This window comes from Paralteromonas sediminis, assembly GCF_003820355.1.
Classification (GTDB): Bacteria; Pseudomonadota; Gammaproteobacteria; order Enterobacterales; family Alteromonadaceae; genus Alteromonas_F; species Alteromonas_F sediminis.
In genome coordinates this window covers 1,105,686-1,130,184 of sequence record NZ_RPOK01000001.1, presented here as the reverse complement: position 1 = coordinate 1,130,184, position 24,499 = coordinate 1,105,686, and the positions used below count along the sequence as shown (strand labels likewise).

The 24,499-nt window shown below is 45.7% G+C and carries 24 protein-coding genes; 9 read left to right on the top strand and 15 right to left on the bottom strand.

Annotation, left to right across the window (positions count from 1 at the left end; genetic code table 11):
- The first annotated feature begins 15 nt into the window (after window positions 1–15).
- The 3 genes from ybeD to lipA are packed head-to-tail and all read left to right on the top strand — an operon-like array spanning window position 16 to window position 1,893.
- Window positions 16–279, top strand: a complete 264-nt coding sequence (gene ybeD / locus DRW07_RS05125; protein WP_124026778.1) for a DUF493 family protein YbeD — start codon at window positions 16–18, stop codon at window positions 277–279.
- Between the two features lie 56 nt (window positions 280–335).
- Window positions 336–920, top strand: a complete 585-nt coding sequence (gene lipB / locus DRW07_RS05120) for a lipoyl(octanoyl) transferase LipB (protein ID WP_240630514.1) — start codon at window positions 336–338, stop codon at window positions 918–920.
- Complete coding sequence (gene lipA / locus DRW07_RS05115; protein ID WP_124026776.1) at window positions 913–1,893, top strand: lipoyl synthase; 981 nt, start codon at window positions 913–915, stop codon at window positions 1,891–1,893. Before lipB ends, lipA begins: the two co-directional genes overlap by 8 nt.
- A 24-nt stretch (window positions 1,894–1,917) precedes the next feature.
- Here the strand turns inward: lipA and DRW07_RS05110 are convergent, their stop codons facing one another.
- Genes DRW07_RS05110 through DRW07_RS05100 form a run of 3 tightly spaced genes read right to left on the bottom strand, consistent with a single transcriptional unit; the run spans window position 1,918 to window position 4,678 of the window.
- Window positions 1,918–3,660: a GGDEF domain-containing protein gene (locus tag DRW07_RS05110; RefSeq protein WP_124026775.1), complete on the bottom strand. Its 1,743-nt coding sequence runs from the start codon at window positions 3,658–3,660 to the stop codon at window positions 1,918–1,920.
- Between the two features lie 42 nt (window positions 3,661–3,702).
- The gene (locus tag DRW07_RS05105) at window positions 3,703–3,915 is read right to left on the bottom strand and encodes a hypothetical protein (protein WP_124026774.1); all 213 of its coding nucleotides are present in this window, start codon (window positions 3,913–3,915) and stop codon (window positions 3,703–3,705) included.
- A 13-nt stretch (window positions 3,916–3,928) separates the two neighbouring features.
- The gene (locus DRW07_RS05100) at window positions 3,929–4,678 is read right to left on the bottom strand and encodes an SAM-dependent methyltransferase (RefSeq protein ID WP_124026773.1); all 750 of its coding nucleotides are present in this window, start codon (window positions 4,676–4,678) and stop codon (window positions 3,929–3,931) included.
- Window positions 4,679–4,787: 109 nt separating this feature from the next.
- Between DRW07_RS05100 and ansA the strand changes: the two genes are divergently transcribed.
- The 3 genes from ansA to DRW07_RS05085 are packed head-to-tail and all read left to right on the top strand — an operon-like array spanning window position 4,788 to window position 7,139.
- A complete protein-coding gene (gene ansA / locus DRW07_RS05095) occupies window positions 4,788–5,807 on the top strand; it encodes an asparaginase (RefSeq protein ID WP_124026772.1) in 1,020 nt (339 codons plus the stop codon).
- 1 nt (window position 5,808) lies between these two features.
- Entirely contained in the window at window positions 5,809–6,645 is an 837-nt protein-coding gene (locus DRW07_RS05090) for a DUF2797 domain-containing protein (protein WP_124026771.1), read from the top strand.
- A 5-nt stretch (window positions 6,646–6,650) separates the two neighbouring features.
- Complete coding sequence (locus DRW07_RS05085) at window positions 6,651–7,139, top strand: EVE domain-containing protein (RefSeq protein ID WP_124026770.1); 489 nt, start codon at window positions 6,651–6,653, stop codon at window positions 7,137–7,139.
- Here the strand turns inward: DRW07_RS05085 and DRW07_RS05080 are convergent.
- From DRW07_RS05080 to DRW07_RS05055, 6 genes are read right to left on the bottom strand one after another with little or no spacing between them, the layout of a single operon-like run.
- Complete coding sequence (locus tag DRW07_RS05080; protein WP_124026769.1) at window positions 7,115–7,333, bottom strand: hypothetical protein; 219 nt, start codon at window positions 7,331–7,333, stop codon at window positions 7,115–7,117. The two genes, DRW07_RS05085 and DRW07_RS05080, sit on opposite strands and share 25 nt — an antisense overlap.
- Window position 7,334: 1 nt before the next feature.
- Complete coding sequence (locus tag DRW07_RS05075) at window positions 7,335–10,145, bottom strand: DUF349 domain-containing protein (RefSeq protein WP_124026768.1); 2,811 nt, start codon at window positions 10,143–10,145, stop codon at window positions 7,335–7,337.
- Window positions 10,135–10,416, bottom strand: coding sequence for a YeaC family protein (locus DRW07_RS05070; protein ID WP_124026767.1), 282 nt, complete (start codon window positions 10,414–10,416; stop codon window positions 10,135–10,137). The genes DRW07_RS05075 and DRW07_RS05070 overlap by 11 nt, the downstream gene beginning before the upstream one ends.
- A complete protein-coding gene (locus DRW07_RS05065) occupies window positions 10,413–10,742 on the bottom strand; it encodes a zinc ribbon domain-containing protein (protein ID WP_124026766.1) in 330 nt (109 codons plus the stop codon). The genes DRW07_RS05070 and DRW07_RS05065 overlap by 4 nt, the downstream gene beginning before the upstream one ends.
- Before the next feature lie 54 nt (window positions 10,743–10,796).
- A complete protein-coding gene (locus tag DRW07_RS05060) occupies window positions 10,797–12,458 on the bottom strand; it encodes an alanine/glycine:cation symporter family protein (protein WP_124026765.1) in 1,662 nt (553 codons plus the stop codon).
- A 40-nt stretch (window positions 12,459–12,498) separates the two neighbouring features.
- The gene (locus tag DRW07_RS05055) at window positions 12,499–13,626 is read right to left on the bottom strand and encodes a M14 family metallopeptidase (RefSeq protein ID WP_124026764.1); all 1,128 of its coding nucleotides are present in this window, start codon (window positions 13,624–13,626) and stop codon (window positions 12,499–12,501) included.
- Between the two features lie 147 nt (window positions 13,627–13,773).
- Here DRW07_RS05055 and DRW07_RS05050 point away from each other — a divergent pair, with 147 nt between their 5' ends.
- Both DRW07_RS05050 and DRW07_RS05045 read left to right on the top strand, forming a co-directional pair.
- Window positions 13,774–14,079 carry a DUF1330 domain-containing protein gene (locus DRW07_RS05050; protein WP_124026763.1) on the top strand — a complete coding sequence of 102 codons (306 nt, stop codon included), beginning with the start codon at window positions 13,774–13,776 and terminating at the stop codon, window positions 14,077–14,079.
- The gene (locus tag DRW07_RS05045; RefSeq protein ID WP_124026762.1) at window positions 14,076–15,008 is read left to right on the top strand and encodes a bile acid:sodium symporter family protein; all 933 of its coding nucleotides are present in this window, start codon (window positions 14,076–14,078) and stop codon (window positions 15,006–15,008) included. The genes DRW07_RS05050 and DRW07_RS05045 overlap by 4 nt, the downstream gene beginning before the upstream one ends.
- Here DRW07_RS05045 and DRW07_RS05040 read toward each other — a convergent pair.
- Together DRW07_RS05040 and DRW07_RS05035 are read right to left on the bottom strand one after the other, a co-directional pair.
- The gene (locus DRW07_RS05040; protein WP_124026761.1) at window positions 15,001–15,555 is read right to left on the bottom strand and encodes a TlpA family protein disulfide reductase; all 555 of its coding nucleotides are present in this window, start codon (window positions 15,553–15,555) and stop codon (window positions 15,001–15,003) included. The genes DRW07_RS05045 and DRW07_RS05040 overlap by 8 nt on opposite strands.
- A 106-nt stretch (window positions 15,556–15,661) precedes the next feature.
- Window positions 15,662–17,107, bottom strand: a complete 1,446-nt coding sequence (locus DRW07_RS05035) for a glyceraldehyde-3-phosphate dehydrogenase (protein ID WP_124026760.1) — start codon at window positions 17,105–17,107, stop codon at window positions 15,662–15,664.
- Between the two features lie 193 nt (window positions 17,108–17,300).
- Here DRW07_RS05035 and DRW07_RS05030 point away from each other — a divergent pair, with 193 nt between their 5' ends.
- Window positions 17,301–18,140, top strand: a complete 840-nt coding sequence (locus DRW07_RS05030) for a DUF2989 domain-containing protein (protein WP_165870405.1) — start codon at window positions 17,301–17,303, stop codon at window positions 18,138–18,140.
- 43 nt (window positions 18,141–18,183) lie between these two features.
- Here the strand turns inward: DRW07_RS05030 and msrB are convergent, their stop codons facing one another.
- From msrB to glgB, 4 genes are read right to left on the bottom strand one after another with little or no spacing between them, the layout of a single operon-like run.
- On the bottom strand, window positions 18,184–18,564 hold the full coding sequence (gene msrB / locus DRW07_RS05025; protein WP_124026758.1) for a peptide-methionine (R)-S-oxide reductase MsrB: 381 nt from the start codon (window positions 18,562–18,564) through the stop codon (window positions 18,184–18,186).
- A 21-nt stretch (window positions 18,565–18,585) separates the two neighbouring features.
- On the bottom strand, window positions 18,586–20,136 hold the full coding sequence (gene gndA, locus DRW07_RS05020) for an NADP-dependent phosphogluconate dehydrogenase (protein WP_124026757.1): 1,551 nt from the start codon (window positions 20,134–20,136) through the stop codon (window positions 18,586–18,588).
- A gap of 42 nt (window positions 20,137–20,178) precedes the next feature.
- Window positions 20,179–22,245, bottom strand: a complete 2,067-nt coding sequence (glgX, locus tag DRW07_RS05015; RefSeq protein ID WP_124026756.1) for a glycogen debranching protein GlgX — start codon at window positions 22,243–22,245, stop codon at window positions 20,179–20,181.
- 3 nt (window positions 22,246–22,248) lie between these two features.
- Window positions 22,249–24,423, bottom strand: coding sequence for a 1,4-alpha-glucan branching protein GlgB (gene glgB / locus DRW07_RS05010; protein WP_124026755.1), 2,175 nt, complete (start codon window positions 24,421–24,423; stop codon window positions 22,249–22,251).
- Between the last annotated feature and the right edge of the window lie 76 nt (window positions 24,424–24,499).

Here is a 24,499-nt window from a genome sequence, read left to right as displayed (position 1 = left end):
CAATAGAGCAGGTCAATGGACACTAAATTCGACGAATTATTAGAGTTTCCAACTTTTCAAACGTTTAAGATCATGGGCGTTGCGCATGACGACCTTCCCACGCAGGTAATTGGACGCTTGCAGGAGCTTGCACCGGGTGACTACTCACCCAGTGTGCGCCCTAGCAGCAAAGGCACGTATCACTCGTTGTCTATCAGCGTCAAAGTAACCAGTAAAGCGCATATGGAGTCTATCTACACCGAGTTATCTAAACTCGAGTTAGTCCGCGTGGTGCTCTAGTTTTGGTTATTGTTAGACAATTAGGTAAACAGGCATACCAACCTGTTTGGCAGGCCATGCAATCTTTTACTGACAACAGAACCCCAGAAACCACCGATGAAATGTGGTTAGTAGAGCACGACCCTGTTTTTACACAGGGGCAGGCAGGAAAAGATGAGCATGTGTTAATGCCCGGGGATATACCTGTGGTTAAAGTGGACAGAGGTGGCCAGGTCACTTATCACGGTCCAGGGCAGCAAGTGCTATATGTTCTCCTCGATATTAAGCGCGCAAAGCTCGGTGTACGCCAGCTAGTCAATGCCTTAGAGAGGAGCGTCGTTAATATCATGGCTGAATACGATGTAGAGGCCTACCCCCGTTCTGATGCTCCGGGTGTTTATGTCGATGGAAGTAAACTCTGTTCGGTCGGATTACGTATTCGAAAAGGCTGTTCATTTCATGGGCTTGCCATGAATGTTAATATGGACTTAGGGCCTTTTCAGCGGATTAACCCCTGTGGGTATGCTGGTATGGAAATGGTCAATGCCAGTGATTTGGGTGGACCAGCAACGGTCGCAGAAGCGGGTAAAGGTTTGGTTCATTATTTAGTGAAAGAATTAAATATAGATACTGTGATAAACAAAGAAGGTTTTGATGAGTGATGTGCGAGCCAAAGCGGGCGTAAAATTACGTGACGATGAAAAAGTAAAACATATTCCGGTAACTATTATCCCTACGGAAAAAGAGGAAATGCTCCGCAAACCGGACTGGATTAAAATAAAGCTGCCACGAACTACAGATAAAATCGAGCATATTAAAAAAACCTTGCGCAAAAATAACCTGCACTCGGTTTGTGAAGAGGCCAGCTGCCCCAACCTAGCAGAATGCTTTAATCACGGTACAGCCACTTTCATGATTTTGGGTGATATTTGTACTCGCCGATGCCCTTTTTGTGATGTTGCCCATGGAAAACCACTTCCCCCAAGCGCAGAAGAGCCTGAAAAGCTGGCTAAAACCATCAAAGAAATGGGCTTGCGTTATGTAGTGATCACCTCGGTAGACCGCGATGACCTTAGAGATGGTGGTGCACAGCACTTTGTCGACTGTATTAACGCTATCCGCGAGCACAGCCCCTCCACGACCATCGAAGTGTTAGTGCCTGATTTTCGGGGGCGGATGGACCGCGCGTTAGAAATATTTAAATCAGGTCCTCCGGATGTATTTAACCACAATCTAGAAACTATCCCGCGTTTGTACCGCGAGTGTCGCCCAGGTGCGAATTACAAATGGTCATTAGATTTGTTGAAACGGTTCAAAGAAAACCATCCTGACATCCCTACCAAATCGGGGTTAATGATGGGCATGGGCGAAGATAAACAAGAGATAGCTGATGTGTTGCGCGATATGCGCGACCACAATATTGACATGTTAACGCTTGGCCAGTATCTACAACCGAGCAGACATCATTACCCTGTGAAGCGCTATGTTACACCTGCGGAATTTGATGAGTTGGGCGAATATGCCAAAGAAATTGGCTTTACTCATGCGGCTTGCGGTCCCATGGTTCGATCAAGCTACCACGCTGATCGTCAAGCTGCGGGAGAAGACGTGGGTAAGATTGTACCTGCGAAATAAGTACCACAAATAGCACTGGCGGCATTATTCGCCGTCAGTGAGATGCGTGTAGACATATACCCTGTTGCGGCCGCGCGTTTTAGACTGATATAAGGCTAAATCAGCCGCTGTATAAAGGGTATCGTAGTTATAACCTACCTGTGTCGTATCACAGACTCCGAAACTCGCGGTCAGTGAAAACTTGGTTCGATGGATTGCTTCAGGATCAATAGTTTCAATTGCTCCCCGGCACTTTTCTGCCAGTTCTGTCGCTTCCTCCAGTGATAAGCCTTCAGCAAAAATGGCGAACTCCTCTCCACCTACTCTGCCTACCGTGGCACTATTACCCAATGCACCTTCTACTGCCCTTACTGCACTTTTTAGTGCCCAATCGCCAACGTGGTGTCCGTAATTGTCGTTGATGCGTTTGAAATGGTCTAAATCGAAAAGAATAATTGTGACCGTTTGCTTAATGGGTTTGGACTTTTCAAGAGCAATCCGTGCCAACTCGGTAAAATAACCACGATTAGCAATATGCGTCAGACTGTCTTCCCTTGCCATAACTTTTAATTTTTTCTGCACAATCATGGCTCGCCAGGACCATAGCAAAAGCGCAATTAGCAAGAAGGCAGACAGGGCGAGTGCCAATAAAGAGTTTTGGATCTGTTCCGCCGACAGTTTTGCTTCGGTTTGCAGCAGTGAGTTCTCTTTATCGAGCAGGGCAATTTGGGCTTCTTTCGCCTGGTCGTTAAAGCGTGCATTCTGTACGGCTATCTGTCTTGCTGCCAAATCCGAATAATATTGTCGTTGTAATACCGAAAACGCCTCCCAATAAGTGTGGGCATTTTCAAAATAGCCCAGCTCTGCTGAGGCAATAGCTGCATACTCATAACTGAACAATCTCGGTACTATGTAGCCATTGTCTGAACCGGTCCGAATAACGGCGTAGGCCATGGAAAGACATTCTTGGAAATCTTCAATCTCGCAATATTGCCCCGCAAGAAAGCTTTGAAACGAGTGAATGAGTGGTAAAAAGCCCTCCTCCAATGCGATATCAAGCTGTTGCAGAGCATAGTCAATAGTGCGTGATTTACTCCATATTTGACTTTTCTGCATCACCTTAGAATAGTTTAAGCTCAACACTATGTACGACATACTGGCTTCGTTACAGTGTTTTATGCCTTGTTCGTGTACACGATCGAATTTCTCAAATTCACTTCGGTTTTCTAGCGCTTGAACCAAAATATTATGCGCGATACACAATGTACTAGGCAGTTCAGTTCGTGCAATAACAGATTCAGCAATGGCCGCGGCCCGCTCATACTCTTCGGCTGCATTTAAAAAAATGCCCACGCCATTACTTGTTCTTAGGCCATCTTCTGATCCTGCTAAATGAGGATAATCGTCAAAGATAGCCTGGACTTTATCAACGTCTGCAAAACCGGCATGCCAATCCTTTACCCCCACGTGCGCGGATAGCAAAGTTCCCAAAATTGTCAGTTTTAACTCGGGATCATCTACTGTGTCGTTTAATGTCTTCAGGTCTCTTACAGAAGAGGTAATCTTGCCCGCAAATATGTCGTGATACAGCGATAAATACGTGAATTTATTTTTGTCACTGTCACTCAACCTACTCTCATCAATCGTTTGCAAGAGACGCAATGATTCTGCGCGATCGGAGAATCGTTTATCGTAAGACTGAGACAAACGCGCTTGCTCAGAGGCAAAACCACTCGCCTGATATAACAAAATAGAAATAAAAACTAAAAACTTTAGCGCGTTTTGCATCTGATACTTCTTATTGCCTGTGTGGCCCTTGTAACGACCGTACTATGCCTTGTCGTCATCATTATCTGATGGTTCAGAGGGCTTATCTTCTTCATCGGGCTCAGAATCGTCTGGCTCAGTAATAATCAGCGCAGCATTGATTTCTTTAAAGGCCTGTATTTTTTGCATTAACGCTGCATGCTCTTCGTTAGTCAAATCCCTAACATCCGCATCTGGATCTGCACCTAATTTTTCCAAAATTGCTATTGCACTCATCACATTTCCTTTTTTATCGAGGTTGCATTTTTGTCGCTGGCGGGATCACCAACGTCGAAACCGGGTTGAGCTCATACGTTGACAACTCACTTAATGGAAACCACTCTATTCTGGGCTTCTCGACCATAATAAACGGACATTCATACACTGCAACCTTGTGGTCTGCTGGGTAGTCATTAAGCAATATATCAACTAATTGCTGGCGCTCCTCAACCGAACTGACCCGCTTAGCAATAGATCGATCACCGGCAAGCGCTATCTGCCACAATATCAGGTAAGCACTAGGGTCAAGCGTCCTGCGATAAAACAGAAGTTGTGATGCCTCGAAATGCTGGCATCCGAAACGGCCAGGATCGATACCCATATCTGCGTACAAACAATCTTCAGCAGAAATCCCAGGCTCCATATGAGCCTTGTAACCTTCTTCCCGAGCAGTATTAATGACCCAATGCGGAACTTGTGCAAAGACCCCAGGGTGACCGTAAAAACAGCCTACAACCTTTTTCCCTTCACGCACCGATTGCATGATGGTTTGATGCATTTGATTGTACGTTTCCCGTCGGTGCTTTCCTTCTGCGTACAGGTTTTGCAGCGAAATTGTATCGGGATTGAGAGTCGCCAACCATTCTTCAACTGCATGGTGGCAGCTTACGTAAACAACGTCAGCCCTTTGAATATAATTCCTGCAGCGCTCTGTGATATGCGCGCCCAATATCATTCCGGGACCTACGCAAACCAATTGTCCTTTAGGCTTTTCCGTCATGGTTATACTGAAATTTCTCCATTTTCAGTACTGTAACTCAGGTTAGGGTTTGTTGTAAGCGATTAATACCTTAAAATTAATCAAACACACAATAACTCACCCTACCTTTATGCGTAAGAAAATCTACATAGCTTATACAGGCGGCACCATTGGCATGCGCCCTTCTCAATCAGGCTATATACCAGCGCCCGGCTTTTTAGCTGACACGCTAAAAAAGATGCCCGAGTTTAATCGCGAAGAGATGCCCCTGTTTACGTTGCGTGAGTACCCAAATTTGATTGATTCCTCTGACATGAGTCCAAGCGACTGGCAATTCATTGCCGACGATATCGCATCACACTACGACAGCTATGACGGGTTTATTATTTTGCATGGTACAGATACCATGGCGTTTACGGCATCAGCGCTAAGTTTTATGCTGGAGAACCTCAGTAAGCCTGTTATTGTAACGGGCTCTCAAATTCCCCTTGCAGAATTACGATCAGACGGTCAAGAAAACCTGCTCAATGCGCTTTTCATTGCGGCAAACTTCCCAATTTCAGAAGTTAGTTTGTACTTCAATAACCGTTTATATCGCGGTAACCGAAGCCGTAAAGTGGATGCTGATGGTTTTGATGCCTTCGATTCACCTAACTTTCCCCCGCTGCTGGAAGCGGGAATCGCTATTCGTCTTAAAGCCGGCGAAATTTCTCAGCACGTCAACCAGAGCTTATTGGTAACAGCCATAACCGCACAACCCATTGGGGTAATTAGCCTATATCCAGGTATCGCGGCTGAAGTGATTAAGAATACCCTACAACAACCGGTAAAGGCGCTGATTTTGCTCAGTTATGGCGTGGGTAATGCACCGCAAACAGAAGCCATACTGGCACAGCTAAAATACGCTTCAGAACACGAAATTATTGTGGTCAACTGCACGCAGTGTTTACGGGGTAAAGTGAATATGGGTGGTTACGCTACTGGCAACGCATTGCGGGAGGCAGGCGTTATTTCAGGCGCAGATATGACACCTGAAGCTGCGTTAGCAAAATTGCATTATGTACTCAGCCAGAATTTAGATTACGCCACCTCCAAACAACTTATGCAAACCAATATCCGTGGAGAATTAACCGCAGAGGTAAATATATAATATGCAATTCCAAGGCACTCTTAAGAAAATGCACACCCACTACAATGACAATGGCTTCGTTGACTATAGCTTGCCCATTGGTGAGGCTCTGGTATCCATGGAACCGATTCTTGGACAGAAGCTTACCCTGACATTCGAACAAGCCATTTCCTGTACACATTGTGGTAGAAAAACAAAAAAGAGTTTCAATCAGGGCTATTGCTACCCCTGCGTTATCTCCTTAGCACAGTGTGACACTTGTATAATTAAGCCTGAACTATGTCACTTCCATGAGGGCACGTGCAGAGAGCCAGAATGGGGTGAAGCAAACTGTTTACAAGATCACTTTGTTTACCTCGCCAACACAGGCGCACTGAAAGTGGGTATAACTCGCCACGTGACCGACGCGGTGTCCAGCAGATGGATGGATCAGGGCGCTACTCAGGCATTAGCAATCATGCGCGTGCCAAACCGCAAAGTCAGTGGGTTAGTGGAAATGGCGTTCAAAAAGTATGTCGCCGATAAAACGAACTGGCGCACCATGCTAAAGGGCGAGCCTGACGCTATCAATTTGCAGGCAGAGAAAGATCGTCTTCTGGACAACATAAAAGCCCCTTTGGCAGAAATTGAAGACACACACGGACTCACAGCTTTTAGTGAAACTAACGGAAAGGTGCACAAGATTACCTACCCTGTTTCGACGTATCCAGAAAAAATAAAGTCCATAAACTTGGATAAGACACCAACCTTTACAGGAACACTAAATGGCATAAAAGGCCAATATTGGTTGTTAGACGAAGACAGAGTTATCAACATCCGAAAATATGCAGGGTATCACTGCACCCTAACTATCGAGTAAACACAATGGCACACAGTGAACCACAGTACTGGTTAATGAAATCAGAGCCCGACGCGTTTTCAGTAGATGATCTAGCAAAGAAGCCTAACAGTCCCTGGGACGGTGTGCGTAATTATCAAGCGCGTAACTTTATGCGGCAAATGAAAAAAGAGGATGGCGTTTTTTTCTATCATTCCAGTTGTAAAATACCTGGTATCGCAGGTATTGCAAAAATAACACGCGAAGCGTATCCCGACTTTACGGCATGGGACCCTAAGAGTGACTACTTTGACACCAAGTCGAGCCCAGAAAATCCGCGCTGGGATATGGTTGACCTAAGTTTAGTGGAAAAGTGGACGCGCGTTATTACCCTGGCTGACCTTAAAAAAACAGAAGCGTTAGAGGGGTTTCAGCTGTTGAAAAAAGGCAATCGGCTGTCTGTGATGCCTGTATCACACGAGCAATGGCATCACATTCTGACACTAAAAAATCAGCTGACTTCACAGCCATTGTGAGAGCCTGCAAGATCATCAAGCTCCGATAAAAGACTATCAAACTGCCCTGTCTGGATCTCATAGTTTATTTTTACGTGCAACGACGATCGGCCATATTTCACTCTTATGCCTTCTCTGCCCCAACCATTTACAGTATTTAAAAACCTGTAAGCGGTTGGTTCATCATCAAAACTGTATTCAACCTGACTATTCAAGTTACACCGCCCTGAGCATAGTCTGCAGGCAAGTATTAAGCCGTACCAGCTCGCTTTCATCAATCTTGTCGAGCACACCAAAACCCAACCAAGCATGCAGATATTGCTGTGGATCGGGCTTGTCGCCCTGCTCTAAACTTGACGCCAGTAATGACAATTGCAACTGTTGTCTGTTGCCCCGTTCAGTCTCTGGTGAGGGCAAGTCCAGTGCTATTTCCAATAACAGTAAGGCGTCGGCCCTGTGGGTTAGTATCTGGTCATTATTAAACTTATAAGCCCCCGTCAAAGCTTGTTGCCACGAAGGCTCTAACACATCCCAATCAGGGTGCTCATGCATACTGTCAGCGTGCTTACCTGTTGAATCCTGCATCACATTCAACAACGCATTAATTTTTGCCTGTTCCCTCTTGAGCCTTTTATCAGCCTCAATATTACGCACCTGTTTGTCAAGTTCGCTCAATGACGCTTTCAAATCTGACACAATGGACTTAGGCAACTGTGTCAGTTGGCTATAAAGTTTGTCAGCGCATGCGCGATACGCTTCAGTGTCTCCCTCATCAACCTTAGCTTTCACCACATTTAGCGAAGTGTTGAAAGCTTCAACGGCTTCTGATACTGCTTGTTTCGATGCCACTCGCTCAGCGTTCAAGCGCTCAAAAATAGCATCATTCACTTTCCTAAATCGCTTCCAAAGCTGACCGTCTAATTTTTTACCTGCAGTCGCGGTGGTACGCCATGTTTGCTGTAATACTTTGGCTTCTTCCGTAGCAGCTTTAATATCTGCACTCTCCAATAGAGCCTGCGCACGACTTACCAGGTTATTTTTTTGCTCAGCATTATCAGACAACCAAGCATCAAATGATGTGGTTACTTCGTCTCGTAGTGCATCAAAACGCGCTTTTAAGGGAAGGTAGTCCTGCGGTCTGAGTTTATCTGCATTCCGCCAGCGCTTTTGCAGCGCATTAAAGGCCTCATATTTTTCTGCTATTGCTAATGAGGTATCCTCGCTAACTTCAGACAGAGCTTTGATCATTGCTTCTCTGTCTTGAATATGTTGTTTGCGTTTTTCTTCCTGCTCAGCAAAGTATTTCCGGCACGGTGCGAAAGCGCGTTCTAACAAGTCGTCAAATTCAGTATCGATTTGCTCACCCTGCTCTGCCTCGGATTTGGTCAGACTTAAAGACTGCCAGGACTTACGCAGTAATTTTATCTTATTGGCCCTCTCAACCATGCCCATTGAGGTGTCGTCGACTAATGTTCTTGCCTGTTCCAGCAAAGCGGGTTTTCTGTCTGCTGACACATAATCCTGCCAACCCTCCAATCTGTCTACCTGCGTGCTTATCTCTTCGTATTTGCGTTCCAGCGAACGCTTAACCTGCTCACTGGCTTGTGACCACTGGTTATTCAATGTTGAGAATTTCAACATGGCAACTCGGAATTTGCCTTGTGAAATTAAACTTGAAATCACACCTAGCTGTTTCCTAAATTGAGCGATCGTCTGCTTGCTTTCCTTTTCGGCTTCTTTTTTAGCTGCTTTTAATGCGCCTTTTAATTGTGACCAACGTTGCTTGTGTTGAACAGCCAGCGGCGATTCAGATTCAAAAAGTTCGTTAAAGCGTGATTGATAGTCTTCAATAGTCTGTGCGATGGTGCTCCAATCAGACACATCAGACTGAAAACTTGTCTCAATGTTGTCAAGCAGAGTTTGCATTGCCAGCGTATGACGTTGCCACTCCGGCAGTTTGGTTAGTTGTGAAGACAGCAGCGACAGTTTCTGCAACAAGGGTTCTGCGTTTGCCCGGCCAATCAAAGTGGTAGCCTTTGTAACCCTTGTTTCTAAATCAAGAATTGTCTTTTGAACATTTTCAAGCGCCTCGAGTGTTACCGCGTCGATCTCAGACATCAAGGCTTCAACCTGAAGACCGATTGCCGCGATATCTGATTCAATCTCGTTGAGCGTTGTTGTTTTCAACAGTGCCTGTTGCTGAGCCTCGTATTCTTCAGACAAACTTGACTCGCAGCGAGAAAGACGCTCATCAATGCGATGTTTCTTTTCCTCAAAAGCCTGCTTATCCCGGTCGTTCAAACAGTAAAATGACGCTTCCAAGTCGGTATATTCTTGCACTAAGCAAGCGCGCTTTTGACTAAACACGTCGAGTGATTTTTCATCCAGTAAAGCTTGCAGTTTTGAAAGCACCAGCCGAGTCTGCTTTGTCACTTCAATTGGCATTTCTTGTTCAGCTTCTAGCTCTGCAATACGCAAACCGATGCGCTCAGCCAGGTCGCCAGAGACCCTCTTCAACCATTTTTGTAACCGTGATATTGAGGCCTCCTGTTGAAGCAATACCTGTCTTACTTCATCAGATGCGCCGGATAAGAAATACTTTTCTCTGAACTGAGGCTTATCTACTTTATCAATCAAACGCAAAACATAGTCTGCATCAAAAGATACAGAATGCTTTTGTAAAAGGAACTCAGCGACCAACTCTGCATCAGCGGATTCAAGTAAGAAATCTTTTTTGTCTGTGTCGCTCACAGTATCATCTGACAAAATGCTGGTACGAACCTTTTGCTTCGCAGCCTTTTTGACGCGCTCGTTTTTGGCAGTTTGTGCCACTTTTTGCCATAGCGCGAACGAATTGAGCTGCTCTAATGCTGCCAGATTTACCTCTGGCGCTTCATCGTTAAAAGCTAGTTCATGCAAAATCTGCCTAGATTTAGGTTCATCAGGTGACAATTGAATGGCGGCGGCTTTGCGAACTTTTGGGTCTGGCTTAGCGTGATCGGGGGTAAAAAAACGGCTAAAAATCATCTTGTTTAAATCGTGCTATGGTTTCATTTTCTTTGAGTTCACTGCGCAGTTCACTCTTACTTTTTTGAACAATCTCACCTTCTGCGCCAATAGTCATATGCTGTTCACTCTTTTCCACTTTGGCCTGATACAGCATAACAGCCTGCAAGCACACGGCCTTTTGATTGTCGTCCAGTTGCCGGCCATCAGGCCACTTTCCAGTCTCAACGGCTTGCCTGAGATTATTGTAGGTATGTGGCGTCATTGAAGCCAAAAGCGCATCTATATTCATTGGTTAAATCGTTTTATTATGACAATTCTAACGCGGTTAACGATATACCACACAAAACCAGCCACACAAACCAAAATGGCGATATTGTGTTGCATGTCGCCGGGTGCCACGCCTCCCCAATACATAAAGCCAAAACCAAGCACAAACATTAACATGGCCAGCATAGACTGGCTCTGTAAGCTGGACAGCTTTTTAAAGCGTTGCATATTTTGCTTTCTCACAATGTCGTCTGCTGATGCTGCTTTGACAGCGAAATCACAATGTGGACAGCTCTCTGATTTATCCGATATTTTTTTGCCACATGATGGGCAATCAATTAGCGCCATTAAAAACTCCAAGGCGAATGAACAAACGGGGAGGTGTAAAACCTCCCCTGTGAATTATTTGTCGTTTACTTTATCCCAGTATTCATTGGCGGTGCTTTTCATTTCTTTGTGAAGCATCACAATTCCAAAGAGGTTTGGTAGGGTCATCACAACGATAGCGACCGCACTTAAGACCCAAACCAAGGTCGTATCAGAAAACGAAGCCCAAACAAACCCCGCTACATATACGACGCGGTAAGGCATAACCGATTTCGGGCCAAACAAATAGGTCATAGCCCTATCGCCATAGTAAGACCAAGCTATCGCCGTAGAGAAGGCAAAGAGCAACAGGCCTACCGAGACAATATACTGACCAAAATCGCCAAAGAAACCACGTGAGAAAGCCACAGTAGTTAAGGCGGCAGAATGGATCAGGGATTTGCCTGATATAACGATGTCGTCTTTAACAGGTTTACCGTTTTCAATACGCAACGTGCCTGTGTAAAGATCTTCATCGGTGAGGCTGTAGCGTACGTCTTCTGCAAAAGAACGTGCGTTTAATAAGGTAAACCCGCCTGAAACTGCAGCCCCATTTACAACGGTAATTTGGCCGCTGTATAACTCAACCCCATGCCCTTCTTTTCCATTGAGATACTGGTACAGCTTCTCCATATCTTCTTCCTTACCTTCTACGTATTCGGACGCAAGGAATGTAGTGTCGGCGCGCTGGAATTCATTTTCATGTTTTTCCTGCCAAACACCAGAAGATAAAATGACTAACCCGGTAATCGTACAGATGATAATAGTATCGATGAAAGGCTCCAACAACGACACCATGCCTTCAGAAGCAGGCTCTTTGGTTTTTGCAGCAGCGTGAGCAATTGGCGCAGAGCCCTGCCCCGCTTCGTTAGAGAACAAACCGCGATTCACACCACGGTTGAAAGCATAAGCCAGAGAGGCGCCCAGGAACCCACCGGCTGCTGCAGAACCTGTGAATGCATCACCAATTACCGCCATAAAGGCCGGTCCAATATTTTCAACATTGGCAAAGATAACTGCAAGAGCACCCACAATGTAGATAACCGCCATGAAAGGTACAATTTTTGACGTTACAGCAGCAATGCGCTGAATACCGCCTAATATAACCATTGCAAGGAGAATACCCAGTACACTACCCACGATAATAGGTTCTATGCCAAATGACGCTTCAATGCTTTGCGCAATACCGTTACTTTGTGGAAGGTTTCCTGTGCCAAATGAGCTGATAACGGTTGCCACTGCAAAGGCAACTGCGAGCCATTTCATATTTAGCCTGCGGTCCATATAATACATAGGTCCACCGGCCATGGTTCCATCAGCCGTTTTAACCCGGTATTTATGCGACAACGTCACCTCGACAAACTTTGTTGTCATACCCAAAAATGCAGTGACCCACATCCAAAACAATGCAGCGGGGCCCCCCAGATAGATGGCAAAAGCAACACCACCGATGTTTCCCATACCAACGGTACCGGACAAGGCAGTAGTCAGGGCTCTAAAGTGCGTCGTATCACCAGGGTCATTGCTATCGTCGTATTTTCCCGTGACTACCTTGCACGCGTGTTTAAAATAGCGTATCTGTGGAAATTTTAAATAAATGGTGAAAAACAAACCTACACCCAAAAGGACATAGGGAAACCAGGCAGCACTGCCAAGAAAACCATCCAATGTGGTTAAAAAATTGAGTAAACCTTCCAAAAGTAACCCCTTTGTTGTTATTTTTTATTTTATTATTTTTCTACCGTAAATTCGGTAAGACCTTATAAATAGCTGGTAACAAGTCTTCTCCGAGCTGACGACAGCGTGGTACCGACCAGCCATACGCCGGATCAGGTATGTTCTTATTATCTTTAAATGGCATTTCAAACGTGTATGACAAGCAGTCAAAATACTCGCCTACCGCATTACATGCAATACGCAAATCCGCTTCACCCGGGTTGTCTTTGGGATATCCGTATTCATCCTGAAATTCTGGTGTTACCGTGAGCAGTGCAGACTTAAACTGTTCTTCAAGGGCTTTAATTCGCTCCGAATAACCTGGATTACCTTCGGTTCCTGCAACAAAGTTGTAAGGCAATGCCTCATCGCCATGCAGATCAAGGTACATGTCAACACCTATAGACTTCATCGCTTCGAGAACAAGGTAGACTTCTGGACTTTTTTCCATTGACGGTGATGCCCATTCCCGATTTAAATTCATGCCCACGGCATTGGTTCTTAGGTGTCCTCTTGCACCGCCATCAGGATTCATGTTGGGTACAATATAAAAGACGGCGTCTTGCAAACACTGCCTCGCCAGTCCGTCCTGATCATCCAATAAGCGGTAGATTAATCCTTCTGCGCACCACTCGGCCATGGTTTCACCTGGGTGCTGACGCGCTGTTACCCATATTTTCTTTTTACTGTCATCAGGCTCACCGATGATCAGTAATGACATGTCCCTTCCATCTATGGTTTGCCCTAGCAATCTGTGCTGACAATCAAATGACATTTGTGCATCAGCGATAAGGTCCAAATGACGTTCATAGCTATAGGGAATAAAATAGGCAAAATAAACACTAGGATACTCAGGGGTAAATTCAAAGGTCAGACGGTCACCATCAAAATTACTTTCGACCCTAAACCATTCCTGCCTGTCATAAGACGCAAGAACGTTATAATCAGCCCAACCATCGGGGTAAGCAGATTTCGCCAAATCCTCAATGGTCAGCTTGTGCGAAACAAAGGGCATACTATTGAGGCGAAAATGAAACCACTGGTAAAAATTAGACTGATTGTCATTATTAATGGTGAGTACGATATCGTCGGGTGCATCTGCTTTTACAACGGAAATGTTTCCGCTATCAAAATTACTTGATATGTGCATATAGGGTCTCTGTCGTGTCCGGCTATTTTTTGCGTGCTAATGTAGCACAGCGCAAAAGCGGGTGAAACCTGATAAGGCATATCAGCAAGCAAAGGGATGAATTAACACCTGAAGCTGGTTATTATCAACGCAGTTAAGGAGTAAAACATGTCTAAACCCGCCTATGTTTTTGCCACCATTAAAGTCCCAGACTTGAATTGTTACATTGAGCAGTATGCCAAGCCGTTTCTGTCAGTCATAGAAGAATTTGATGGTGAAGTACTCGCCGCTACCCCACAAGCCCAGATCCTGGAAGGGCACACAAACAAAAATTGGACGGTGTTGCTAAAATTTCCCTCGTTACATCGCGCTGAGGAATTCTATCACTCAGACGCCTACGCACCACTGCTGGAAAAACGCCAGACTGCATTGAGTGAAGGCGCATTTATGACATTGTTTGAGGGTTTACATTGAAAAGCAATTTACGTTTCACTGTTGCCATTTTATCCGCCTCGCTATTGGCTTTCATCTTGCCGGATGCCATCGTCAATGTGGCAGGGTTTGAAACAAAAAAACTTATTATTCCGCTGCTCATGGTCATTATGTTTGGAATGGGCACGCACTTGGCCTTTCGCGATTTCATCGAAGTTTCCAAGCAGCCGAAGGCAGTCATATTGGGCATAGGCTTACAGTTTATTGTCATGCCGGTGACTGGCGCGTTACTCGCGTTATTTTCTCAGTTACCTGCAGAAATTGCTGCCGGTATCATTTTAGTCGGTTGCTCGCCTAGTGGTTTAGCCTCAAATGTGATGTGCTTTATCGCCAAGGCAAATCTGGCATTGTCAGTGACACTGACTACCTTCGCAACCCTTATTGCCCCGCTTGTAACGCCCTTTTTAATGCAGTTGTTGGCGGGTGAGTATGTGGAAGTTAACCCCATTTCCATGTTATTGACCATGTTGAAATTAGTGATATTCCCTGTTGTAGGAGGAATGCTGTTTCACCATATCGTGCCCGCACGATTCGCGCGTGTCTTTGACGTTATGCCACTTGTTTCTATGCTAGGTATCATACTGATTGTTGCTATTATCATTGCAAACGGACAACAAGCATTGGTCAACATGGGATGGTTATTACTTGGCGTCGTGTTAGTACATAATACATTGGGATTTCTTTTGGGTTACACAGGTGCGAAGCTGGCAAAACTTGATGAAGCCTCCTGCCGAACCTTGGCCTTTGAGGTGGGTATGCAAAACTCTGGGTTAGCGTCAGGCTTGGCGCTGCATATGAATAAGGTGGCAACTATGGGGCTTGCAGCAGCGCTTTTTAGCAGTGTTCAAAATATAACTGGCTCGTTAATGGCAGCATTTTGGTCACAAACGGATAAACAGCCAACTACTTAGCCAGGTGTGTTTTTAATTTCATGCCCCATTCTGTGCTGTATCCCATAGCACTGCCCACCACACGCTGCTTATCATCCAACAAGTAGTAGGCGGGGTAGCCAGGAACCTGAAAGTCTTGTTTGATACGGTTACTTCCAAGTAACACAGGGCCCTGTGTGTTAGTGTCCACAACAAAATCAATCACTGATTCTTTCGAGGTATAATCAAGCGCAATCTTAATGATGTTAACGCTGTCTGGGTCAAGATCATTTAAGTTGCCTATACTGTAGCGACATACAGAACACCAAGGGGCAAAAAAGTAAACCAACGTTGGCTTACCGCTACTGTTTGGCTGAAACAACTGATGGACATTGCCGTCCAGACTGACCATGGCACTGGGCGGTATAGTAACACTGCCATCTGAGGCAAGCATGTCGCGGGTTTGCCACACACTGATCCCCCCAAAGATCGCCAATATCAATAGCGCATCACGTAGGAATTGCATGCCTCGCCGTTTGTACCATGGTGGAGTGCTGCTGAGTTCAGTGTCTGATTCTAAATTGGACATAGCTCGCCATCAATTGTTGGTCTTGTTCATCTGACCGTCACAACAGTCAAACGCTTTCAAACAAAAAGGGGCAAAAATGCCCCTTTACACGGAAGTATGTGCGTGATTAGGCTGGAAGATCAGGAATCGCCAACCCGGCCATATCGCAAACAACACGCATAACCTGGCAACTGTAACCAAATTCGTTGTCGTACCAAACATACAGCGTTATGCGATTGTCAGCGACAATCGTTGCCTGAGAGTCGACAACAGATGCTGCTCGAGAGCCCACTAAATCAGTCGATACAATTTCTTTGGACGCCGTATAATCAATCTGATGCTGAAGCGATGAGAAAAGCGCAGCATCACGCAAGAACTCATTAACAGCAACTTTGTCGGTAGACTTCTCTACGTTTACACTCAATATCGCTAGAGAAACGTTTGGCGTTGGCACACGTATCGCATTACCAGTGAGTTTACCCGCTAGCTTAGGATAGGCTTTCGCAACGGCTTTGGCCGCGCCCGTTTCAGTGATCACCATATTAAGTGGTGCACTACGTCCACGGCGATCCGCTTTGTGATAATTATCTATCAAATTTTGGTCATTTGTATAACTGTGCACAGTTTCAACGTGACCATTCAAAATGCCGTATTCTTCATCTAGCGCTTTAAGCACTGGCGTAATTGCATTAGTTGTGCAACTCGCGGCGGAAAGGATCGTATCTTCAGGTAATATATCGTTGTCATTGACGCCGTGGACGATATTTTTGATGTCACCTTTACCTGGTGCAGTCAATATCGCTTTGCTTGTGCCCTTGGCTTTTAGGTGTAAACCCAAGCCTTCCCTGTCGCGCCACATTCCCGTATTGTCAATAACGATAGCATTATTGATGCCGTATTGCGTGTAGTCGACACTGTCGGGGCTGTCCGCATAAATAATCTGAATGTAGGACCCATTGGCTTTAATTGCACGGCGCGTTTCATCTATCGTTATGCTGCCATTAAACGGCCCATGCACTGAATCACGGCGTAACAGACTAGCACGCTTTTCAAGGTCGCCGTCTTTACCACCACGCACTACAATAGCGCGCAGTCTCAATTTGTTGTTTTCTCCCTGGCGCTCAATAAGCAAACGAGCCAACAAACGACCAATTCGACCAAAACCATACAAAACTACGTCTTGCGGCTTTTGTGTGTCGTCTTTGTCTGCGACTTCAGCCAGTTTGTCTTTCAAGTAGCCGTCTAGGTCATTGCTATCCACCGCGCTACCATAATGAAAGTCAAAGGCGAGTTTGCCTATATCGATTTGTGCGGGCGCAAGCTTCATTTTGCTCAGCGCTTCAACGATAGGGAAGCTTTCTCTAAGGCGTAGTTTTATCCCCTCATGCAAACGCACTTTGCGGTGCGCTTTAATGATGTCTATCGCACTGGCGTTCAATAATGAACGTCCATAAACCAAAATTTCTACTGCGTGGTTGCGATACAGCCTACCAATTAATGGCAACATCATTTCAGCGTATTCCTGACGCTCCTGCCAACTGGTCTGCAATGACTGTTCGTATTCCTGATTCATAGTTTCGCCTTTGAAAAGTTAACAACATATTTATCTTGTGACGGGATACCACAACTACTGTTTTTTTGTGTAGGATAAGAGGTGTCAGTAATCGCATATCTGTCAAAACGGCGCTATTCTAATGAAACTTAGGCTTTTCTCCAAATTGTCGAAATCTTTCAAAAACTTACCGAAAAAGAAGGGAACTGGCCAAATGGTTGGTAAATTTTCTACACAATCGCAGTTCCTATTAATATTTATTAGTACGCTTTTGCTGTTTGGATGTGACGACTTATTTAAACCGACCATTCCCACTATATGCGAAACCAATCCGGACATTTGTGCTGGACTAAACGAAGATGGATGGTGCCGCGCGGAAAAAGCCGAAATCATCCGGCACCGCTACGACCATTTAAATGTGACAACCGATTCCCATATTTATACTCTGCTCAAGCACTACGAAGCTTATGAAGCCTGCATTGAAAAAGCGGCAGGTATTCGTCATATCAAGTATCGTGAAAAAGAGGCCAATCGCATGCAAGGCCTGCTGACGGCGATTGATGCTCAGAAAAAACTCATTCGTCAGACTAAAGACACCAACGACCCTTATTTGCTTTATTATCACTGGTCAAGAAATAATGATGACAGCGCCAGAAAGCGGTTCCTGGCTCAAGCCAGACAGGGTAATTTTGATTCTGCTGACCTTTGGATAAAGGCTGCCAGCATTCACCTCAAACGAGATAATGAAGCCGCGCGCAAATCACTATACAAGGCCCTTTCCTACTACGACGATGTCGATGATGTTGACCCTATGTTGTTCGAGAGTCTGGTTACTGTCAATCTGGATGATGAACGCTACGCTTCTGCTTATGTATGGGCAAACGTGTATGCTGAAGTTAACGAAATGGGTCAGCAGGCACTCGCTCGCACACGCCCACTTCTGTTAGCCCCTGTCAATTATGAGCGTCTAGAAGGCATTGCTTGGGACGTGGAGGCGGCGATTAACGACGGGGCTTTTAATGCTGACCGATTAGGACTGTGGCGTCTTAAATAAAAGCCACCTCTAATTGAAACTTTATTACATAATAAAAAAGTAATTATTTCGGTTTAAAATCTAAGGAAACCGAATTTACGCAGTAACGCTGACCCGTTGGCGCGGGGCCATCCGGAAACACATGGCCAAGGTGCGCATCACATTGTTTGCAAACGATCTCAGTTCTTTGCATGCCGTGACTGTCATCAGGCCGATATATTACATTATCATCATCCGACTGCGCGTAAAACGAGGGCCAGCCGCAACCAGCGTCAAATTTTGTTTGCGATGAAAACAAGGGCGCGTCACAACAGATACAGGTGTATTGGCCTTCTCGTTGTTCGTCTAACCACTTTCCGGTAAACGGACGCTCAGTGCCTTTCATGCGAGTGACACGATAAGCGTCTTCGTCGAGTTGTGCCAGCCATTCTTTTTCTGTTTTCATCTTAACGCCCCTTCTCCCATGCTACCGTTTAATTGGGACAATAGGGCGATTAGGATCACTCCACTCTACGTGGTATTTTTTCCCTGGCTGCTTATCAGTTCGTTCAAACGTATGCGCGCCAAAGAAATCTCGTTGGCCTTGTAACAGGTTGGCTGGTAATACTGACGTGCGATAAGCATCGTAGTAGCTGATCGCAGATGTCATCGCAGGACAGGGTATACCTGCCATTACGGCCTTCGACAAGGCAGTGCGCCAATCCTGCTGATAACGTGTTATCTGATTAGCAAAGAAGGGGTCAAGCAGCAAATTAGCCAACTGATCATTATTTTCATATGCCTTAGTAATTGACTGCAAAAATACTGCACGAATAATGCAGCCTGCACGCCAAATTTTGGCAATCTCAGCAAAATCCAATTTCCATCCGTGCTCTTTACCGGCCATTGCCATCAATTGGAATCCTTGCGCATAGGCACATATCTTTGAACAATATAGGGCGTGTTTGAGCTCGCTGATCCAAGCTTGCTTTTCTTGATCGGACAATGTCTTATTGTCTGGGCCTGTCAAACATTCACTGGCCTGAACACGCTCAGATTTAAGACTGGATATACTTCTGGCAAAGACAGCTTGTGTAATAGTCTGCGCTGGACTTCCTACCTGAAGGGCGCTGACGGCAGTCCACAACCCAGTGCCTTTCTGACCGGCTTTGTCCATAATTACATCAACAAGTGGCCCGTCCGACTCGTCGTCGCGCTGACGTAACACCTCGGCACTGATTTCAATGAGGTAGCTATTTAGTTCACCCTGATTCCATTCACTGAACACATCGGCAATTTCTGAGGGAGACATGCCAAGCGCCACACGCATGACATGATACACCTCACAAATAAGCTGCATATCTGCGTACTCTATTCCGTTGTGTACCATTTTTACGTAGTGCCCAGCCCCAACTGGACCAATGTAAGTTGCACAGGGCTCACCTTCTTTAACAGGTTGACCCGGCGTATTTGATTCAATGGGCTTACCCGTGTTCGGGTCTACTTTTGCTGCTATGGCTTGCATCACAGGCTCAATACGGGTCCAGGCGTAAGGGTCGCCTGAGGGCATTAAAGAAGGTCCAAATCTAGCACCCACTTCACCGCCACTCACAGCAGTAGAAAAGAAGATAAACTTTCCTTTGTACTGGGCTTCGCGGTTAACAGAATCGGTCCACAGGCTGTTTCCTGTATCAATCACGATATCGTCAGGTTGTATACCTGCGTCAATTAAATGATGACAAACATGATCGACTGGCTCACCTGCAGGTACAGATAAAATTATCAGGTGCGGTGCAGCTAACTTACTCAAGAGCTCAGTATATGATTTGCACCCCACAATTCTGGCTGGCAGGTCGCCCCTTTCTTCTTTGTCTGTTGCTAAAATGCTGTCGACTTTTTCCTGATCGAGGTCGAAGCAGGCAATACGGTAGCCATTATCAGCCAAGTTTAAGGTGAGGTTTTTACCCATAACACCAAGGCCAATAAAGCCGATATCGCACTGTTCAGTAGAAGGAGTTGAAGTTGTGGCGTGTTGCATACCCAGTCTCATTGATTGTGATGGGCCGCGATCATACCACTGTCATGGAAGTTTTGTTAATGGTTGCTGATAGGAAAATAAAACTAAAGATTTGCCTTGTTGTAGAAAAACCTGTTGCATGCAAACGTGAGGCTGCTCTGCAATAGTACTGTAACGGGTATCCAACCTGAGATGCCAACCTCCGCCTTGTGGCAATGTCGGCAAATGGAAACGGACATCATTGTCGCTCGCATTAACACAAATTAACCAGTGCTCATTTTCTTCTTTGTACGCATCAGCACAGCGCAATTCCAGTGCAAATGCACGATTGTGTTTTATCTGCCAGTCTTCAGATGCCTTATCCGTGCCATCAGGTTTATACCAGTTAACGAAGTCAGCATTGGTGTAGTCGGTGAAAGTGTCGTCTTCTAGATGAAGATTTCCCAACAACTGACTGGATTGACGAAGCGCAATAACGGTTTTACAGAAATCCATAAAATCCTGTTTTGTTTTGTCCAACTCCCATTGCAACCAACTCATGTCGTTGTCCTGGCAGTACGCATTATTGTTACCCAATTGGGTTCGCCCCATTTCATCACCTGCAACCATGTGAGGCGTACCTTGGGACAACAGTAATGTGGCAAACAGGTTGCGCTTTTGCTTTTCGCGAAGCGCTATTATCTTGCTGTCCTGTGTTTCACCTTCAACACCACAATTCCATGACAAATTGTGGCTGTGGCCATCGCGATTTTCTTCACCATTGGCTAGGTTGTGTTTTTCGTTGTAGGTCACCAAATCATGCAGGGTAAACCCATCATGGTAAGTTATGTTATTGATACTGGAGACAACAGGCCGGCTATGCTTGTGAAAGCAGTCGCGTGAGCCCATTATCCGTGTAGCAAAATCACCGATCAGCCCTGCATCGCCGCGCCAAAAGGCTCTTACCGTATCCCGAAACTTATCATTTACCTCAAACCAAGGATAGGGAAAGGCACCTAATTGATAGCCGTCAGGCCCCATATCCCAGGGCTCAGCGATAAGCACAGCCTGCTTGATGGTAGGGTCTTGTAACATGGCTTTAATCAACCCTGAGTGGCGATTAAAGCTATGTGGCTCTCGACCTACACAAGGAGCCAGATCAAAGCGGAATCCATCAACACGCATTTCTGTCAGCCAGAAACGCATGGCGTCTAAGATGTAATTGAACATAAAGGGATGTGACGTGTCCACCGTGTTACCACATCCTGAATAATTGGCGTAATGCTGCTTGCCCGTTTTGTCTTTTATTTTTAGGTAGACCTCGTCGGTTAGCAACCCCCTAAAAGATAAATTCGGTCCGTCTTCGCCCCCTTCAGCCGTGTGGTTGAAAACAACATCAAGAATAACTTCAATGCCTGCAGCATGATAAGCATCAACCATTTGCCTGCATTCTTGAAGTGCATTGCTCACCGCATAACGAGGTTCAGGCGCGAAGAAGGTAAAAGGGTTATAGCCCCAGTAATTTGTCAGACCTTTAGCGGTAATATAGGGCTCTGGCATAAAAGCAAATAGCGGCATAAACTGCACACAAGTCACGCCAAGCTGTTTTATATGGTTAATAACCGCTGGGTGTGAAGCCCCCAGATAAGTACCTCGCTCCTGCTCGGGGACGTCAGGATGCCGTTGACTTAGCCCTTTTACATGCGCCTCATAAATAATCCGCTTCGACGCTCTGACGGCGACTTTTTCAGGCCGTTGAGAAATATTGTCTGCGTTGTTATCAACAACCACTGATTTAGCAATCATAAACTGGCTGTTTTCACTATATTGCCGTGCAATGTATTGTTGTGGACGGCTTAATCTTTTGGCATAGGGGTCAATCAGTAAGCGACGTGCATTCTTATCGTCTTTTTTGCGTGCAACTTCATATCCATACAACTGCCCAACCGGCACGCCAGCAATTTCGCCATGCCACACATCCCCCGTTTTAGCTGGCAGTAGGTGCCGGGCAAGGAGTTCTTCTGTATCCTGGTGAAAAAGGCAGACATAGACCGCCTCGGCGTGGTAACAGGTTACTGCAAAATTAACGCCGTTAGCTGTAACACTGGCTCCTAAAGGGTAAGGGAAACCTGAACTAGCTGTTATGCCCATTTGCTACACTTTTAACAAAAACAAGGTGGCAAGTGGTGGGATATCCAATTCGATAGAATACGCCCTGTCATGCATACCCACCTGCTCTGCTACTACATGCTGTTGGATAGGAAAATCACTGCCCCAATATTTGGCGGAATCTGAGTTCAGAATCACTTGATATTCGCCTGGCTCATTAACACCGAGTCTGAAGTGATGGCGTGGTACAGGTGTAAAGTTACAGGTGACATAAACGGACTGGGTGTTATCCCGATTTTTTCGCACAAAAGACAATGCTGACTGTTCGGCATTACTGTGGTCGATCCATTCAAAACCTGAACTCACATTATCGCCTTCATGTAATGCAGGATAGGATTTATACAGCGCATTTAAGTCACGATAGAGATGCTGTAGGCCTTCGTGTTTTGGGTAAGCGAGAAGGTGCCAGTCAAGTGAACTGTCATGGTTCCACTCGGCTGATTGACCAAACTCACACCCCATAAAGTTAAGCTTTTTACCTGGATGACCAAACATGAATGCTGCATAACAGCGATGGTTCGCTGCCTGTTGCCACTCATCACCTGGCATTTTGCCAATAAGACTGCCCTTACCGTGAACGACTTCATCATGAGAGATTGGCAGCACAAAGTTTTCATCAAACGCATACACCATGCTAAACGTAATATCATTGTGGTGATACACTCGGTAAGCGGGGTCTTTGCTGATGTAATGCAGTGAATCGTGCATCCACCCCATATTCCACTTGAATCCAAAGCCCAGACCATTATCAAACACCGGACGCGAAACTTTTGGGAAAGACGTCGACTCCTCAGCGATTGTCATCGCGCCAGGGAAGTGCTTGTACACTTCCTCATTCATCCAGCGCAGCAAACTGATGGCCTCGTAGTTTTCATTGCCACCGTCAACATTGGGTATCCATTCGCCGTCATTTCTCGAATAGTCTAGGTATAACATGGAAGCTACAGCGTCCACGCGTAGGCCATCAATATGGAACTTGTCTAGCCAAAACAGCGCACTGGCAACTAAGAACTGTCTGACCGTTCCTTTACCAAAATCATAAATACAGCTGTTCCAGTCAGGGTGCCAGCCGCGTTTTGGGTCTTCATATTCATAAACGCAGCTGCCGTCAAAGCGCGCCAGACCATGCCCGTCTTCAGGGAAATGAGCAGGCACCCAATCGATGATCACACCAATACCATGCTGATGACACTGGTCGACAAAATATTTAAAATCATCTGGTGAACCGAACCTACACGTAGGCGCAAACATACCAACAGGCTGATATCCCCACGAACCATCAAATGGAAACTCACTGACAGGAAGCAACTCAATGTGGGTATAGTTCATGTCTTTGACATAGGCAATCAACTCTGCTGCCAGTGCTTTGTAAGTTAAATACCCATTGGCGTTGTCTCCCGGGCGCTTCCATGAACCGAGGTGCACCTCATAGATACTCATGGGCTGTGTGTATTTGTCTTGTTGCTCCCTGGCCGCCATCCAGGCATCATCCCCCCATTGATAACTGTGGTGATTGAACGTTAGCGACGCATGAGACGGATAAGGCTCTGCTGCAAAACCTAGCGGGTCTGCCTTGTGTGGTAAGGTGTTGTTGTGGCTGTCTTTGATTTGATACTTATATCGGGTACCCAGTTCGAGTTCGGGAATCACCAAAACCCAATAACCTAAATCTGTTTTTTGCATGGGATGACAGCGTCCATCCCAATAATTAAAGTCACCTAATAAAGACACCGCAGAGGCATTGGGTGCATACACACAAAAACGTGTGCCCTTCAGGGTTTTACTGCCAAGTTCAATGTCTACCTGCTGGGCGCCACCCTGTGAATAGAGATTTTGCGGAGAGTGATCAATAAAATGCACTGCATGATAGGCATCAGACTGAAATTGATAAGGGTCGTAGCGCTCAAAGGAGCCTTCGTCAGTCTCAACGCGAAGTTTATAAAGAGAATCTTGTGACAAACCTTTTATCGCACCGCCAAACAAGCCATCTGAAGCTTGGCACGCTAGCGTTTGGGTCGTGCCGTCCTGTAGCACAACACTAACGCTTTTTGCGCCAGGCTGCCAGCTAGTGATTGTGGCAGACTGCTTGGAAAACGAGGCACCCAGAACGGTAAAGGGTGAGCTGCATTGTGCCAGCGCTAGTTGTTGGACGTACGACATGTGTTATTCCTAGACTTTTTTTGTTTTTATATCACAATGCGACAAAGGCGTAAGCCTTTTCGCATAAATACAAAGG